Genomic DNA, 14828 nt, shown 5'->3' with positions numbered 1-14828 from the left:
GCCGTCTCGCGGGCGGCGGCGTGACGTGGAATGATCGACCGGATCCGCTGATCCTCGAACTTGCCGACCGTGTGCTGTCGAGCGGCAGCGCCGTCGTGATCGCCGACATCGCCGACGATGCCCGATTGCGCGAGCGCGTCGCACCCGATGAAGCGATGCGCAGCATCGTGATGATTCCGGTGGGCGGGACGAAGCTCGCGGGCGCGATCGCGACTTACTGGTTTGCGCCGCGCGAACCCGACAGGGAGGAGATCGACGCGCTCGAAGTGTTCGCCCGCGCGGCCGTCACTGCGCTCGACCGCGAGCTCGCCGCCGACCGGCTGCGCGAGAGCGAGGAGCGTTTCCGCGTGCTCGTCGAGGAAACGGCGCAGGCCGTGTGGGAGATGGACCCTGGCGGGCGGATCGTCGTCGACTCGCCGTCCTGGCGTGCCTACACCGGGCAGACCTTCGAGGAAATGTCGGGTTTCGGCGCGCTGAACGTCGTCCATTCCGAGGACCGGGCTTTTGTCGACGACGAATGGCGACAGGCGGTCGCAAGCGGCCGCCCGTGGAGTGGCGAACACCGGATCTGGCGCGCGACCGGGGAGTGCCGCTGGACGAACGTGCGCGCGGCGCCGATCCGCGACGCCGAAGGGCGGATCATCAAATGGGTCGGGATGAACATCGACATCACCGACCGCAAGCGCGCCGAGCAGCGTGTGCGCGAGGCCGCACTGCATGACCCGCTGACCGGGCTGCCGAACCGGCGGCTGATGTTCGAGTACGCGAACCACCTGCTCGCGGCGGCCGGGCGCAAGCACAGCCAGGGCGCGTTGCTGTTCATCGACCTCGACCGCTTCAAGCCGGTGAACGACTTGTACGGCCACGAGGCCGGCGACCTGCTGTTGCAGGAAGTCGGCAAGCGGCTCGTCGGCTGTGTGCGCAGGGAGGACCTCGTCGGGCGCCTCGGCGGGGACGAGTTCGTGATCCTGCTGCCCTACCTCGAACAGATGCACGACGCGCTGAGCATCGCCGAGAATGTCGTGCAGAGCGTGTCGTCGCCGTTCCGCATCCGCAGCAACGACGTGAAGATCTCGCCGTCGATCGGCATCAGCTTCTTTCCGCAGCACGGCATGGAAGTCGACGCGCTGGTGCGCGCCGCGGATCTCGCGATGTATCACGCGAAGGAGCGCGGGCGCGGCAGCTACAGCGTCTACGCGCCGGAGCTCGAACGCCGCGACGACCCGACGTGGTCGGTCGAGGAAAAGCTCAAGCGCGCGCTCGTCAGCGACGGCCTCGTGCTGCATTACCAGCCGGTCGTCGACATGCAGAGCGGACGGCTGAAGGGGGCCGAAGCCTTGCTGCGCCTCGCGGCCGAGGAAGACCGGCGGATCGGCCCGGACCTCTTCATCCCCGTCGCCGAGGCCGCCGGCATGATCGGCGCGATCGGCGAATGGGTCGCGGCGGAGGCGTGCCGGCAGCATCGCGCGTGGCTCGCGGAAGGGCTGCCGCCGGTGCCGATCGCGATCAACGTGTCGCCGCAGCAGTTCCGCCTGCGGCGCTTCGCCCAGCGGCTGTCGGAAATCGTCGAAGCGTCCGGCATCGACCCGAGCTGCCTGCAGCTCGAAGTCACCGAGAGCAGCGTGATGGAGAACGTGCCCGAGGCGATCGACATCCTCAACGCGGTGCGCGCGATGGGCATCAAGGTCGCGCTCGACGACTTCGGCACCGGCTATTCGAGCCTCAGCTACCTCGGCTCGCTTCCGCTCGACAAGCTGAAGATCGACCAGTCCTTCGTGCGCCGCCTCGGCGAGGACCAGACGAGCCGCGCGATCATCGAGGCGATCATCGCGCTCGGGCGCACGCTGAGTCTCGAAGTCGTCGGCGAGGGCATCGAGACCGACGAAGTGCTCTCGTACCTGCAGACGCACGGCTGCGACGAGGGGCAGGGCTATTTCTTCGCCCGGCCGATGGTGAACAGCGACTTCGCTCGCTGGTATTCGCAGCGGCTACGTGTGCATTAGCGGGGCGCGGGGGCAACGGGCGTGCGGGGGCGGCCGGGCGACGGCCCGTCACCGCTACCGCCCGACCCCCTCGATGCTGCAAATGCGGCGGCCGCTCAGGACGCAGCATTGACGAAGCTCGACTTCGGCCTGCCGCAGTCGGGGCAGCGCCAGCTATCCGGGACCTGTTTCCAACGGGTGCCGGGCGGAATGCCTTCGTCGGGAATGCCCGAACGCTCGTAGTACGGAAACAGGCACGCGACGCAGTGAAAGCGTTGCACGTCGGTTCCGGTTCAGCGATGCGTGAATTCGGGCCGGCGCTTCTCGACGAACGCGTTCATGCCTTCCTTCTGGTCGGCGAGCGCGAAGGTCGAGTGCAGCGTGCGGCGCTCGAACAGCAGGCCGTCGCTGAGCGGGCTGTCGTACGCACGGTTGACCGACTCCTTCATCATCATCAGCACCGGCAGCGAGTATTCGGCAAGCTTCGCGGCGGCGGCGAGCGCCTCGTCGAGCACGCTTTCGGCGGGGAACAGGCGTGCGACGAGGCCCGCACGCTCGGCTTCCTGCGCGTCCATCAGGCGGCCGGTCAGACACATGTCCATCGCTTTCGTCTTGCCGACTGCGCGCGGCAGCCGCTGCGTCCCGCCCGCACCCGGGATCGTGCCGAGCTTGATCTCGGGCTGGCCGAAGCGGGCGTCGTCGGCGGCGAACACGATGTCGCACATCATCGCGAGCTCGCAGCCGCCCCCGAGCGCGACGCCCGACACCGCCGCGATGACCGGTTTGCGAAAGGATCGCAGCCGCTCCCAGTTGCGTGTGATGAAGTCGGTCTTGTACGCGTCCATGAAGTCCATCGCGCGCATCGCGGCGATGTCGGCACCCGCGGCGAAGGCCTTCTTGGAGCCGGTCAGCACGACACACGCAATGTTCGGGTCGGCCTCGAACCCGTCGAGCGCCCGGGCCAGCGAGGTCATCACTTCGTCGTTGAGGGCGTTGTGCACCTCGGGCCGGTTGATGCGGAGCAGACCGACCCGGTTATGGGTTTCGACGAGGATCACGGGGTTCATCGTCCACCCTCCGTCGGAGTTGAAGCGGTTTCGCCGAAGCGCTTGGCGGCTTCGCGCAGCTTGAACTTTTGCAGCTTGCCGGCCGGCGTGCGCGGCAGGTCGTCGACGATCTCGAGCCGCTCCGGGTAGTACTGCTTTGCCACCTGCTGCTTGTCCAGATACGCGGTGAGGTCGGCAAAGGTCACGGTGAAGCCGGGCTTCAGCGAGACGAAGGCACAGACGCGTTCGCCGAGGCGACGGTCGGGGTAGCCGACGACCGCGACCGTCGTGATCGCGGGATGCTGGTACAGGAGGTTCTCGATCTCGACTACCGGGATGTTCTCGCCGCCGCGGATCACGATGTCCTTGCTGCGCCCGCTGATGCGGATGTAACCCTCGGCGTCCTGGAACGCGAGGTCGCCGGTGTCGAACCAGCCCTCGGCGTCGGTGGCATTCAGCTGCGGGCGCTTCAGGTAGCCGGCGAACAGCGACGCGCCGCGGATCAGCAAGCGGCCGGTTTCGCCGTGGGGCAGCGGCGCGCCGTCCGCTTCCGCGATCCTGACCTCGATGCCGGGCAGCGGCCGGCCATCCGATTCGCCGGATTTTTCGAGCGCGCGGGCCGGCTCGGTGACGGTCACCGCCCCGCATTCGGTCATGCCCCACGCCGAGCACACGCGAAGTCCCATCAGTTCGTTCGCACGCGCGATCACGACCGGGGGGATCGGCGCCCCGGCACAGTTGAATTTCGTGAATTGCGGGGACACCGGCGCGCCGGCTTCGACCGCGGCGCACATGTCCGAAATGAATGCCGTCGACGCCATGCTGAACGTGATCCCTTCGTCGCGGACGATCTCGAGGGCGCGGGCCGGGTCCCAGATTTCCTGCAGCACGGTCGTGGAGTTCAGGATCAGCGGGAGCATCGCGAGATAACCGTAGCCCGTCAGGTGCGCCATCGGCGAGGCGCCGAGGATGACGTCTGACGAGCCGAGCTCCATCCTCTCGATGTAGGCGTGGAGGTTCGAGAACAGCGTGTTCGACGTGTGCATCACACCCTTGGGCTCGCCGGTTGTGCCCGAGGTGTACATCAACAGCGCTACGTCGTCCGGGGCGAGGCCCGGTCCGGAGAGCGGCGGCGTGTCGTCACGCATCAGCAGGCGATCGAAGCTGTCCTCGCCGTCGCCGTCGATCACGACCACTTGCTTGAGCAGCGGCAATTTCGGCTGCAACTCGCGCGCCATCGTTTCGTAGTCGAACTTGCGAAAGGTCTTCGGCACGACGAAGACCTTCGACTCGCCGAAGCTCAGCATGTACGTGAGCTCATGCTGCCGAAAGATCGGCATCACCGGGTTCGCCGCCGCACCGAGGCGCGCGCAGGCCAGCGACAGCGCGATGAACTGCCAGCAGTTCGGCAGCTGGAAGGTCACGAGGTCGCCATGGGCGACTCCGAGCGCGGCGAGGCCGCGGGCGATGCGGTCGGTCCGTTCGTCCAGTTCGTGGTAAGTGAGGCGCACCGGCTCGGCCTTGCCGTCCCGATACGCGACCACGGCGGGCTTGTCGGGGCAGTTCCGCAGCGCGCGCCGGAAATACACGTCGATCGTCTCGTCGCGCCACCACCCGGCGGTCTTCATCGGCCCCAGCCGCGAAGTCAGCAATACCGGATCGAAGTTCATGCAGGTCTCCTCGTCGTTTGATCGAATTATCAGCGTCGATGGGTGGCGATGCCGCTCTCCGGCCGGCCCCGCGCCTGCGGCCCGCAAGTGCGCGGAGCCGGCGTTCTCGACGTCGCGGCAAAACTATCCTTGCGTGCGTAATAAGTCAATAGATTGACACAACGACGCGGAGCTTCGGATTCGCGGAAAGCTTCGCTGCCTCGTGTGAATCCCGCTGAAATGCGCTTATCAATAAGGGACTAGGCTTCGACTGCTATCCCCGTGCCTGCGTAGTGAAAGGTAAAAATATGGAAAGATATTGACAGAAAGTTTCGCCGGCCTTTAGGATCGACCCATCACAAGGCAGGAGGAGAGGAGATGGATTTCGGTCTCAACGAAGAGCAGAAGGCCCTGGTCGAAACGGCGCGTCGTTTCGCCACGGAGCGTCTCGCACCCGGCTACCGGGCGCGCGAAAAAGCGGAGTGCATCGAGCGCGAGATCATCCGCGAGATGGGTGAGATGGGCTTTCTCGGACCGGAGCTTGCCGAAGCGCACGGCGGCCTCGGGGTCGGCTGTGTTACGAGCGGGCTGCTGCTCGAGCAGATCTCGTACGGCGACTTCAACGTGTCCTACGTGAACCTGCTGACGTCGCTGTGCGGCCAGATTGTCGCCGGTCACGCCCGCCCCGACATCGCAAAGGAGTGGCTCGGTGAGGTCATCGCCGGTCGCAAGACCATCGCGATCGCGCTCACCGAACCGAGCGCCGGCTCCGATGCCGCCCGGCTGAAGCTGAAGGCGACGCGCGACGGCAGCGATTTCGTGCTGAACGGCGAGAAGACGTCGATCTCGATGGCGACCCAGGCCGATGTCGCCGTGGTGTTCGCGCGCACAGGCAGCGAGGTCGATCGCGCTCACGGCATCAGCGCCTTCCTCGTGCCGATGGACCTGCCGGGCATCACGCGTACCGCGTTCGACGATATCGGCACGCGTCCGGTCGGCCGCGGCTCGATCTTCTTCGACGACGTGCGCGTCCCGGCGTCGATGATGCTCGGCGACGAAGGCAAGGGCTTTGTTCAGGTGATGCAGGGCTTCGACTACAGCCGCGCGCTGATCGGCATCCAGTGCATGGGGGTCGTGCGCGCGTCGCTCGACGAGACTTGGCGCTACGTGCAGGAGCGCGAGGCGTTCGGCAAGCCGATCGCCGAGTTCCAGGGCGTCACGTTTCCGCTCGCCGAGGCCGAGACGATGTACGAGGCCTGCCGCGCGCTATGCCTGAAGACGCTGTGGCTGAAGGACCAGGGACTGCCGCACACCGCCGAAGCCGCGATGTGCAAGTGGTGGGCGCCGAAGCTCGCGTGCGAAATCATCCACCAATGCCTGCTGACGCACGGCCACGGCGGCTATGCGGGCGACTACGCGTTCGGTCAGCGCTATCGCGACGTCATGGGGCTGCAGATCGGCGACGGCACCGCGAACATCATGAAGATGATCATCGGCCGCGAGAAGCTGGCGGCCCACGCGATTTGAGTACGGGCGCCCGGTGGGCGTGACGGAATAGGGTCGATGAGCCGCAGGCGTCATCCGCCGAATGCGGGTCGCGGGGTCGCCGGCGGGCGGACGGCGCGGCGCTTTTCCGCCCTACAGCTTGGCCATGTTGCGCTGCAGCTGGCTGACGTAGTGGATGAACTGCAGCCGGTCGTCGAACGAAAAGCCCTTCAGCGCCTGATCGTAGAAGTTGTGGATCGGGTCGGCGAGCGCGACCCAGAGTTCCTCGCCCTTGGGGCTCAGCTTGACCTTGCGCGAGCGACGGTCTTCGGTGCTCGTCGCGCGTTCGATCAGGCCGTCGCGTTCGAGCCGCGTGAGGATGCCGGAGAGGTTCTGGCGGCTGACGAGCAGCAGTCGCGACAGCTCGCCGACGCTCATGCCGTCCTTGGCCTTCGGGCGGGACAGCGCGCCGAGCACCGACCACTGCTGCGTCGTCACGCCGAATTCGTCGAGCGCCTGCGTGCCCTTGGTGTGCAGCGTGTTCGCCGCCTGGAAGAAGCGGAAGAACAGGCGATTGCTGATCTCGATCGTCGCGAGGTTCTTGGCGGTGGACAGGTCGAGGGATTTGGAGGCGGGCTCGTCTTTCATCGGGGCGCCGGAACGGTTTCGAACGGCGCCCATTGAAGCGCAAAGCACGGTCCGGGTGCAACGGGCCGGAAATTGAACGGTATCCAGCAGGAGGAGCAAGAGATGAGAGGAATCAACGGAAAGGTCGTCATCGTCACCGGCGGGGCCGGCGGTATCGGCTCGGCGATCTGCCGTCGCTTCGGCGAAGAGGGCGCGAAGGTCGCGGTGTTCGACATCAACCGTGATGCGGCCGACGTGGTTGCCGCGGAGATTCGCGAGAAGGGCGGCAAGGCCCAGGCGTTCGCGGTCGATCTGACGAGCCAGGATTCGGTGATTACCGCCGTGACCGCGGCCGAGCAGGCGCTCGGGCCGACCGACGTGCTCGTCAACAACGCCGGCTGGGACAAGGTCGGCAACTTCCTCAGCACCGAGAAGCCGCTGTGGGACAAGATCGTCGCGATCAACCTCTACGGCGCGCTGTACATGCACCACGCCGTCGTCAAGGGCATGGTCGAGCGCGGCTCGGGTCGCGTCGTCAATATCGCGTCGGACGCCGGTCGCGGCGGCTCGTCGGGTGAAGCGGTCTATTCGTTCTGCAAGGGCGGCCTGATCGCGTTCTCGAAGACGATGGCGCGCGAAGTGGCGCGCCAGCAAATCAACGTCAACGTCGTGTGCCCGGGGCCGACCGACACGCCGCTGCTCGACGACATCTGCGGCGAAGGCGAACGCGGTGACAAGCTGCGCGCCGCCTTCACGCGCGCGGTGCCGTTCGGCCGCCTCGGCCAGCCCGAGGACCTGCCCGGCGCGGTCCTGTTCCTGTCGAGCGACGACGCGGCGTTCATCACCGGTCAGGTGATCAGCGTCTCGGGCGGCCTGACGATGGCCGGCTAAACACCGTCCCCTCACCTAAATCTAATTCAGCACTGGAGAACATCATGGAATACCAGGATATCCTTTACACGAAAGCGGACGGCATCGCGACGATCACGATCAACCGGCCCCAGCAGTTCAACGCGTTCCGCGCGCAGACCTGCGAAGAAATGATCCGCGCTTTCAAGGATGCGGATCACGATCGCAGCATCGGCGTGGTCGTGCTGACCGGCGCCGGCGAGAAGGCCTTCTGCACCGGCGGCGATCAGGGCACGCAGGACGGCGGCTACGGCGGCCGCGGCGTGATCGGCCTGCCGATCGAGGAAGTGCAGAGCGCGATCCGCGACATCTCCAAGCCGGTGATCGCCCGCGTCAATGGCTACGCGATCGGCGGCGGCAACGTGCTCGTGACGATCTGCGATCTGGCGATCGCGTCGGAGAACGCCCAGCTCGGACAGGCCGGGCCCCGCGTCGGCTCGGTCGACCCGGGCTTCGGCACCGCGCTGCTGGCGCGCGTCGTCGGCGAGAAGAAGGCGCGCGAGATCTGGTATCTGTGCCGCCGCTACACCGCGGAGGAAGCGCTCGCGATGGGCCTCGTGAATGCGGTCGTCCCCCAGGACCAGCTCGACGCCGAAGTGAAGAAGTGGTGCGACGAGATCGTCGAGAAGAGCCCGACCGCGATCGCGCTCGCGAAGAAGTCGTTCAACGTCGACACGGAGATGATCCGCGGCATGGGTGGCCTTGCGATGCACGCCCTGAAGCTCTACTACGAGACGGCCGAGTCGGCCGAGGGCGGCAACGCGTTCCGCGAGAAGCGCAAGCCCGAGTTCCGCAAGCACCAGAAGTAAGCGCTACAGGGGCGGGCCCGGCCTCGCGCCGGCCGCCCCTCGCGCATCGCCACAACGACCACGCCGCAGCATTGGAGAGGGTAAGGACATGATCCGAGATCAGGAGACACTGAACATTCTGCTGGACACGATTTCGCGCTTCGTGCGCGAACGCCTGGTGCCGGCCGAGGCGGTGGTCGCCGAGACCGACCGGATTCCCGATAACATCGTCGCCGGGATGAAGGAGCTGGGGCTGTTCGGCCTGTCCATCCCCGAGGAATACGGCGGCATGGCGCTGACGATGGAGGAGGAGGTGCTCGCCACCTTCGAGATCGGCCACACTTCGCCGTGCTTCCGTTCGCTCTTTGCGACCAACAACGGCATCGGCGGCCAGGGCATCGTCATCGATGGCACGCCCGAGCAGAAAGCGCGCTACCTGCCGAAGCTCGTGACCGGCGAGCTCATCGGCTCGTTCGCGCTGACCGAACCCGACAGCGGTTCGGACGCGGCGAGCCTGCGCACGACCGCCGTGCGCGACGGCGATCACTACGTCCTCAACGGCACCAAGCGCTTCATCACCAACGCCCCCGAAGCCGGCATCTTCACGGTGATGGCGCGCACCGATCCATCCAACAAGGGTGCCGACGGCATTTCCGCCTTCATCGTCGAGCGCGGCACGCCCGGCCTTTCGCTCGGACAACCCGACGAGAAAATGGGGCACAAGGGTTCGCACACCTGCGACGTGATCTTCGAGGACTGCCGCGTGCCGGCGGCCAATCTGATCGGCGGACGCGAGGGCATCGGCTTCAAGACTGCGATGAAGGTGCTCGACAAGGGGCGCATCGCCATCGCCGCGATCTCGGTCGGGGTGGCCGAGCGCATGCTCGCCGACGCGCTGCGCTACGCCTGCGAACGCAAGCAGTTCGGCAAGCCGATCGCCGAGTTCCAGCTGATCCAGGCGATGCTCGCCGACAGCAAGGCCGAGATCTACGCGGCGCGCTCGATGGTGATCGACGCCGCCCGTCGCCGCGACCAGGGGCTGAACGTCGGTACCGAGGCCTCGTGCGCGAAGATGTTCGCCTCCGAGATGTGCGGCCGCGTCGCCGACCGGGCGGTGCAGATCTTCGGCGGGGCGGGCTACCTGTCGGAGTCCGGCATCGAGCGCTTCTACCGCGACGTCCGCCTGTTCCGCCTGTTCGAAGGCACCACCCAGATTCAGCAACTCGTCATCGCCCGCAACATGATCCGCGAAGCGGCGCTGTAGGCCGGGCGGTCGTGCAACAGCGGCGCGGGTATCGGCTGACGCCGGAGGGTCAGGGGCGGCAGGAAGAGCGAAGCCCGAGCAGCCGGCCCTCATGCGGCTCCTCCCCGCCCGACCAGCAACGAACCATCGTCCTGCGAGGGCGGCGCGACCCGTCGCGGCATCGCGCCGCTGCTTGCCCCGCCGATTACCGGCCGCGCTGCTTCTGCTCGCTGAGCGGCACGATCTCCGGCATCACGATGCGCTTGCGGTCCGCCTCGACGGCGGTGAGCGCGTCGGTCTCGACCATCGTCGCGAGGCAGCGGACGGTGAGGTTCTGGTAGATGCCCGTGCCCTTCACCTTCCATGCCATCTCCTGTTCGGAGAGCGCGCGCACGAGCTTCGCGGGCGTGCCGGCGACGAGCGAGTTCGGCGGCACTTCCATGCCCGCCTTGACGAAACTGCACGCGGCGACGAACGAGTTTTCGCCGATCACCGCGTTGTCCATGACGACCGCGTTCATGCCGACGAGGGCGTTGCGCCGGACGGTGCAGCAGTGCAGCACCGCGCCGTGTCCGATGTGGCCGTTCTCTTCGACGACGGTGTCGTGCTCGGGAAAGCTGTGGATCACGCACGTGTCCTGCACATTGACGCCGGCCTGCAGGATCAGCCGGCCGAAATCGCCACGCAGGCTCGCACACGGGCCGACGTAGCAACCGGGGCCGACGATGACGTCGCCGATCAATACGGCGCTCGGGTGGACATAGGCGGTCGGGTCGACGACCGGCACGACGCCGTCGATTGCAAAGACACGGGGCGAGTTCATGAAGTCTCCTTGTTGCCCGCTCGGCGGGCGGTCATGGTGTTTGGCTTGCCGCATCTCCCGGCCGCACGGCATCCAGCTCCGTAGCGCGGCGTCGGCCTCATGCCTTCGGCGGCAGTGCGCGGCCGAGGTCGGCTTCGACCTGCCGGACGAGCTGCACGAGCCTGGGACCGACGTCGTGTTCGAGCTTCTCGCGCGACAGCAGGAACGCCGGGCCGCCGCAGTTGAACGCCATCGCGCGTTCGCCGTCGACGCCGACCAGCGGCACGCCGACCGCATTCACGTCCTGCTGCCAGTCGCCCGCCGACAGCACGAAGCCGCGTTCCTGGTAATCGCGCAGGGCCTGCTCGATGCCGGCCTTCACGCGTGGCCAGTTATCCTCGTCGCGCAGCCGGATATGGTCCATCAGGTAGTCGCGTTCGCCTTGCGGCAGGCCGCACAGCAGCGCGCGGCCGACGGCCGACGTCGCGAGCGGGATGCGCGAGCCGACATCGAGCCGCAGCGTGACGTTCGCGCTGCTGCGGCAGCTCTCGATGTACACCATGCTGAGGCGGTCGCGCGCGCCGATCGACACCGACGCCTGCGCCTCTTCGGACAGCGCTTCCATGTACGGGCGCGCGACCTTGCGCACGTCGAGGTTCGACAGCATCGCGTAGCCGAGCGCGAGCACGCCCGCGGCGAGCCGGTAGGTGCCGCGGCTCTCGGAGAACGCGAGGTAGCCGAGCTTCGTCAGCGTGTAAGTGAGCCGCGACACCGTCGGCTTCGGCATCCCGGTGCGGCGCGCGAGTTCGGCGTTGCTCAGTTCGGTGTCGCCCGGCTGAAAGCAGCGCAGCAGCTCGAGGCCCCGTGCGAGCGCATTGACGAACTGTCGGTCTTTGCTTTCGTCCTCGTCGAACGCCTGCGTTTCAAGGTCCATCTGTTCTTCCTTCGATTGCCGCGCCGTCGGCTGCGCGAGCCGGCGAATGGTGGCAGCGCGGTCCTGCTGCGTCAAACTTCACTGGCGTTCGCGCATCGAAATCCGGTTTCACTAGGCTGCACTGCATGAGGGTTTACCGGGAGTAACAAACGAAGTATCGTCCGAATGATACAAAAACGCGAACGATACGTTCGCACAGCGAAACTGACGGGAGGATGAGAGATGAGCGAAGTCGTCGTCGAGCGGCCCGCACCACAGGTTGCGGTCGTTCGCCTGAACCGGCCGCAGGCGCGCAACGCCCTGAATCAGGAAGTCCGCGCGCAGCTCGCGGAACACTTCGTCGCGCTCGGCCAGGATGCGGAGGTGCGCGCGATCGTGCTCACCGGCGGCGACAAGTACTTCGCCGCCGGCGCCGACCTGCGCGCGATGGCCGAGGTCGGCGCGATCGAGATGATGCTGCGGCACACGCATCGGCTCTGGCAGGCAATCGCGAACTGCCCGAAGCCGGTCATCGCGGCGGTCAACGGCTACGCGTGGGGAGGCGGCTGCGAGCTCGCGATGCACGCCGACATCATCGTCGCGGGCGAGAGCGCGTCGTTCTGCCAGCCCGAAGTCAAGGTCGGCATCATGCCGGGCGCCGGCGGCACCCAGCGGCTCACGCGCGCGGTCGGCAAGTTCAAGGCGATGAAGATGGTGCTGACCGGCCAGCCGGTGTCGGCGCGCGACGCGCTCGAGATGGGGCTCGCCAGCGAGGTCGTCGCGGATGCCGACGTGCAGGCGCGCGCGCTCGAACTCGCGACGCAGATCGCCGCGCTGCCGCCGCTCGCGATCATGCAGATCAAGGAAGTGCTCCTCGCCGGCCAGGACGCGTCGCTCGACGCCGCGCTGATGCTCGAGCGCAAGGCGTTCCAGTTGCTGTTCGCGAGCCGCGACCAGAAGGAGGGGATGCAGGCCTTCTTCGACAAGCGCGCGGCCGATTTCCGGGGGGCGTGAGATGTTCGACGCGAATCGTGACGGCCTGACGCTCGGCATCGTCGGCACCGGCCTGATGGGGCGCGGCATCGCGCAGATCGCGGCGCAGGGCGGCGTCACGGTGCGGCTTTTCGACAGCCGCGCCGGCGCCGCGGGCGAAGCGCGCGACGCGGTCGCGGAGATGCTCGCGAAGCTCGCCGCGAAGGGAAAGATGAGCACGGCGGACGCGCAGGCGGCGACGGCGCGGCTCATGGTCGCCGCGAGCCTGCAGGAGCTCGCCGGTTGCGACGTCGTCGTCGAGGCGATCGTCGAGAACCTCGACGCGAAGCGTGCGTTGTTCCGCGATCTGGAGGACGTCGTCGGCGGCGACTGCGTGCTCGCGACGAACACGTCGTCGCTGTCGGTGACGGCGATCGCCGCCGCGTGCCGGCGGCCGGAGCGCGTCGGCGGCTTCCATTTCTTCAGCCCGGTGCCGCTGATGAAGGTCGTCGAAGTCATCGACGGCGTGCGCGGCGACCGCGCGGTCGGCGACGCGCTCGTCGCGCTCGCGCGCCGCATGGGCCACACGCCCGTACGCGCCGCCGACACGCCGGGCTTCATTGTCAATCACGCCGGCCGCGCCTACCTGACCGAAGCGCTGCGCGTGCTCGGCGAAGGCGTCACCGACTTCGCGACGCTCGACCGCATCCTGCGCGGCGCGGCCGACTTCCGCATGGGGCCGTGCGAGCTGCTCGACCTCACCGGTCTCGACGTGTCGCATCCGGTGATGGAGTCGATCTACGACCAGTATTACCAGGAGCCGCGCTTCCGGCCGTCGCCGATCACGCGCCAGCGCCTCGCCGCCGGCCTGCTCGGCCGCAAGAGCGGGCGCGGCTTCTACGCGTATGCCGACGGCCGCGCCGAACCGGTCGCGCCGCCGGCAGTGCCGACCGCAGCGGCGACCGCAGCGACGCCGCTGTGGATCAGCGCGCGCAACGCCGACGCCCACGCGCGCGTCGTCACGCTGCTCGACGCGCAGGACGCGATCGTCGACCGCGGCCGGCGCCCGGCCGACAACTCGGTCTGCGTCGTGCTGCCGGTCGGCGCCGACGCGACCGGCGCCGCGCTCGCCGAAGGGCTCGACCCCGCGCGCACGCTCGCGCTCGATCCGCTCTTCCTCGGCGGGCACCTGACGCTGATGACGAATCCGCTGACCGCGCCGGCCGCGCGCGACGCGGCGTGGGCCGCTTTCGCCGCCGCCGGCATGCCGGTGTCGGTGATCCGCGACAGCGCCGGCTTCGTCGCCCAGCGCGTCGTCGCGATGATCGTGAACATCGGCTGCGACATCGCGCAGCAGCGCATCGCGACGCCGGAAGACATCGACTGCGCGGTGACGCTGGGCCTGGGCTATCCGCGCGGGCCGCTCGCGATGGGCGACGCGCTCGGCGCGGCGACCGTGCTCGCGATCCTCGACGCGCTGCACGACTTCTACCGCGACCCGCGATACCGCCCGAGCCCGTGGCTCGTCCGCCGCGCCCGGCTCGGCGTGTCGCTGCTGACCCCCGAAAACTGACAACCACACTGAACACCAAAGGAGAAACGATGCTCGACGCCTATATCTACGCCGGTCTGCGCTCGCCGATCGGCCGCCACGCCGGCCAGCTCGCCGCGGTCCGCCCCGACGACCTCGCCGCCACCGTGATCCGCGAACTCGTCGCGCGCTCGCCGTTCGCGGCCGCCGACATCGAGGACGTCGTCCTCGGCTGCTCCGCGCAGGCCGGCGAGGACGCGCGCAACGTCGCGCGTCATGCCGCGCTGGTCGCGGGCCTGCCGCCGACCGTCGCCGGGCAGACGGTCAACCGGCTGTGCGGCAGCGGCCTCGCGGCGGTGCTCGATACCGCGCGCGCGGTGAGCTGCGGCGAAGGCGAGCTTTTCGTCGCCGGCGGCGTCGAGAGCATGAGCCGCGCGCCCTTCGTCGTCGCGAAGGCGGAATCGCCGTACAGCCGCGACTTCAAGGTGTTCGACTCGACGATCGGCGCGCGCTTCCCGAATCCGCGCCTGATCGAGCAGTACGGCAACGAATCGATGCCCGAGACCGGCGACAACGTCGCCGCCGAGTTCGGCATCACGCGCGAGGCGTCCGACCGCTTCGCCGCCGCGTCGCAGGCGAAGTACGCCGCCGCGAAGGAGGCCGGTTTCTACAGCGGCGAAATCCTGCCGATCGAAGTGCCGACCGGCCGCAAGACGCCGCCGCGCGTCGTCGCCGAAGACGAGCACCCGCGCCCGGAGTCGACGTACGAAGCGCTCGCGAAGCTCAAGAGCCTGTTTCCCGACGGCGTCGTGACCGCCGGCAACGCGTCCGGCATCAACGACGGCGCCGCCGCGCTGCTCGTGGGCAGCCGGGCCGCCGGC

The 14828-nt window shown here is 67.9% G+C and carries 14 protein-coding genes; 8 read left to right on the top strand and 6 right to left on the bottom strand.

Annotation, left to right across the window (positions count from 1 at the left end; translation table 11 throughout):
- Window positions 1–2003 (top strand): putative bifunctional diguanylate cyclase/phosphodiesterase (locus tag V6M37_RS08650; RefSeq protein WP_332672351.1); only part of this gene is annotated, 2003 nt, incomplete at its 5' end.
- A gap of 95 nt (window positions 2004–2098) precedes the next feature.
- Here the strand turns inward: V6M37_RS08650 and V6M37_RS08645 are convergent.
- From V6M37_RS08645 to aliA, 3 genes are read right to left on the bottom strand one after another with little or no spacing between them, the layout of a single operon-like run.
- Window positions 2099–2263 (bottom strand): rubredoxin, encoded by a 165-nt coding sequence (locus V6M37_RS08645; RefSeq protein WP_332672349.1) that lies wholly within the window; start codon window positions 2261–2263, stop codon window positions 2099–2101.
- A gap of 12 nt (window positions 2264–2275) precedes the next feature.
- Window positions 2276–3049 carry an enoyl-CoA hydratase gene (locus V6M37_RS08640; RefSeq protein ID WP_332672347.1) on the bottom strand — a complete coding sequence of 258 codons (774 nt, stop codon included), beginning with the start codon at window positions 3047–3049 and terminating at the stop codon, window positions 2276–2278.
- Entirely contained in the window at window positions 3046–4698 is a 1653-nt protein-coding gene (gene aliA, locus V6M37_RS08635) for a cyclohexanecarboxylate-CoA ligase (protein ID WP_332672345.1), read from the bottom strand. The genes V6M37_RS08640 and aliA overlap by 4 nt, the downstream gene beginning before the upstream one ends.
- A 357-nt stretch (window positions 4699–5055) precedes the next feature.
- Here aliA and aliB point away from each other — a divergent pair, with 357 nt between their 5' ends.
- Window positions 5056–6204: a cyclohexanecarboxyl-CoA dehydrogenase gene (gene aliB / locus V6M37_RS08630; protein WP_332672343.1), complete on the top strand. Its 1149-nt coding sequence runs from the start codon at window positions 5056–5058 to the stop codon at window positions 6202–6204.
- A gap of 111 nt (window positions 6205–6315) precedes the next feature.
- Here the strand turns inward: aliB and V6M37_RS08625 are convergent, their stop codons facing one another.
- Window positions 6316–6810, bottom strand: a complete 495-nt coding sequence (locus tag V6M37_RS08625; RefSeq protein WP_332672341.1) for a MarR family winged helix-turn-helix transcriptional regulator — start codon at window positions 6808–6810, stop codon at window positions 6316–6318.
- Between the two features lie 102 nt (window positions 6811–6912).
- Between V6M37_RS08625 and badH the strand changes: the two genes are divergently transcribed.
- From badH to V6M37_RS08610, 3 genes are all read left to right on the top strand, one after another.
- On the top strand, window positions 6913–7680 hold the full coding sequence (badH, locus tag V6M37_RS08620; protein WP_332672340.1) for a 2-hydroxycyclohexanecarboxyl-CoA dehydrogenase: 768 nt from the start codon (window positions 6913–6915) through the stop codon (window positions 7678–7680).
- A gap of 44 nt (window positions 7681–7724) precedes the next feature.
- On the top strand, window positions 7725–8507 hold the full coding sequence (gene badI / locus V6M37_RS08615; protein WP_332672338.1) for a 2-ketocyclohexanecarboxyl-CoA hydrolase: 783 nt from the start codon (window positions 7725–7727) through the stop codon (window positions 8505–8507).
- An 88-nt stretch (window positions 8508–8595) separates the two neighbouring features.
- Window positions 8596–9750, top strand: a complete 1155-nt coding sequence (locus V6M37_RS08610) for an acyl-CoA dehydrogenase family protein (protein ID WP_332672336.1) — start codon at window positions 8596–8598, stop codon at window positions 9748–9750.
- A 184-nt stretch (window positions 9751–9934) separates the two neighbouring features.
- Here V6M37_RS08610 and paaY read toward each other — a convergent pair whose 3' ends face one another.
- On the bottom strand, window positions 9935–10552 hold the full coding sequence (gene paaY / locus V6M37_RS08605) for a phenylacetic acid degradation protein PaaY (protein WP_332672335.1): 618 nt from the start codon (window positions 10550–10552) through the stop codon (window positions 9935–9937).
- Window positions 10553–10649: 97 nt separating this feature from the next.
- Window positions 10650–11465, bottom strand: coding sequence for an IclR family transcriptional regulator (locus V6M37_RS08600; protein WP_332672333.1), 816 nt, complete (start codon window positions 11463–11465; stop codon window positions 10650–10652).
- Between the two features lie 222 nt (window positions 11466–11687).
- On the opposite strand from V6M37_RS08600, the gene V6M37_RS08595 reads away from it, so the two are divergent.
- The 3 genes from V6M37_RS08595 to V6M37_RS08585 form a co-directional block, all read left to right on the top strand.
- On the top strand, window positions 11688–12458 hold the full coding sequence (locus V6M37_RS08595) for an enoyl-CoA hydratase (RefSeq protein WP_332672332.1): 771 nt from the start codon (window positions 11688–11690) through the stop codon (window positions 12456–12458).
- Window position 12459: 1 nt separating this feature from the next.
- Window positions 12460–13989, top strand: a complete 1530-nt coding sequence (locus V6M37_RS08590) for a 3-hydroxyacyl-CoA dehydrogenase (RefSeq protein WP_332672330.1) — start codon at window positions 12460–12462, stop codon at window positions 13987–13989.
- Window positions 13990–14018: 29 nt separating this feature from the next.
- On the top strand, window positions 14019–14828 hold an 810-nt coding region (locus V6M37_RS08585), incomplete at its 3' end, for an acetyl-CoA C-acyltransferase (RefSeq protein WP_332672328.1).

This window comes from Aromatoleum sp., assembly GCF_036675785.1.
Taxonomy (GTDB): Bacteria; Pseudomonadota; Gammaproteobacteria; order Burkholderiales; family Rhodocyclaceae; genus Aromatoleum.
This window is presented reverse-complemented; position numbering and strand designations above follow the sequence as displayed.